1 protein-coding gene is annotated in these 1,374 nt (G+C 48.5%); it reads right to left on the bottom strand.

The genetic code is table 11. The features are described from left to right. On the bottom strand, positions 1-1,374 hold a 1,374-nt coding region (locus tag R7P35_RS24455; protein WP_318092934.1), incomplete at both ends, for a TRAP transporter permease.

Here is a 1,374-nt window from a genome sequence, read left to right as displayed (position 1 = left end):
ATTTGATTTCCCAATCAAAGTCGATACCAGATGACTCCGCAGGGCTACCAAATTCAACCATGTCGACGACCATTTTGCCGTCGTTCTCAGTCAGCATCAGACCCATTGAAGAGATACGCTCTTCAGCTGTCGTTGCTCTGTCTTCGAATGGCAGACGTACCGTTTTCTCGACGTATTCGCCTTCGAGGTTTTGTCCGGCAACACGTAACTCAATGGATTCTCCTACATTTAGGTTTTCCGTGATTTGAGCTATCTCAACCCCAGGAGAAAGAACTTTCGCTGGGTATAACATGTCCCACCAAAAACCAGGTCGGAAGAATGAGAAAGTTAATACTAATAATAGGACTGTTTCCCACCACTTGTTACGAGTCAGCCACCATCCCTGCGTAGCGGCAGAGAAGATCAGCATCGCAATGATGGAAGAGATTACCGTGAGTGCTAAATGCCACCAAGAATCGATACCCATCAACAATAATTGGGTATTGAAAACAAACATGAATGGCAGAATGGCGGTTCTAATATCGTAGGTAAAGCCTTGGATACCGGTGCGAATTGGATCGGACTTCGCGATTGCTGCAGCGGCAAAGGCAGCCAGACCGACCGGTGGTGTATCATCGGCGAGAATACCGAAATAGAACACGAACAAGTGCACCGCAATCAGTGGAATGATAAGACCGTGCGCTGCGCCGAGCGTTACGATAACTGGCGCCATTAGCGTTGATACTACAATGTAGTTTGCTGTGGTAGGCAGGCCCATACCGAGAATCAGACTGATAACCGCAGTAAACAGCAGCATTAGGATGACACTACCGCCAGAGATAAACTCAACAAAATCCGTCATCACCAAGCCGATACCAGTTAGCGTCACAACGCCAACAACCGTACCTGCCGCCGCTGTTGCGACACCGATACCGATCATGTTGCGAGCACCAGCCACCAAGCTTTCAGCAAGATCAACAAAACCCTCTTTGGTTTGCTGTACTAGGTCGCCTTCTTTCGCAAGTAACGCCATCAGAGGGCGTTGTGTTAGCAAAATGAAGACCATAAAGACGGTCGCCCAAAATGCTGATAAGCCAGGTGAGAAGCGCTCTACTGTTAAACACCAAACCAGTACCACTATAGGTAGCAGGTAGTGTAAGCCAGACTTCACTGTAGGACCCGGATCTGGCACTTCAGTCAGCTCCGCATCAATCTCAATTGCGCCATCTTTCATGTGGTTCGCAGAAATTTTTACGAGGCCGACGTAGGCGATGAGTAGCGCGATCGTTACTATCGTAGTCGCTGCGTCGCCAAAGACATCTTTCGTCCAACCTACACCGTAGTACACCAAAGCGCTGATTACACACAGACCTAAAATGGTAGCCGTGAATGAAA

Origin of the sequence: Vibrio sp. Vb0304, assembly GCF_033338995.1 — a bacterium.
Lineage (GTDB): Bacteria > Pseudomonadota > Gammaproteobacteria > Enterobacterales > Vibrionaceae > Vibrio > Vibrio alginolyticus.
This window is presented reverse-complemented; position numbering and strand designations above follow the sequence as displayed.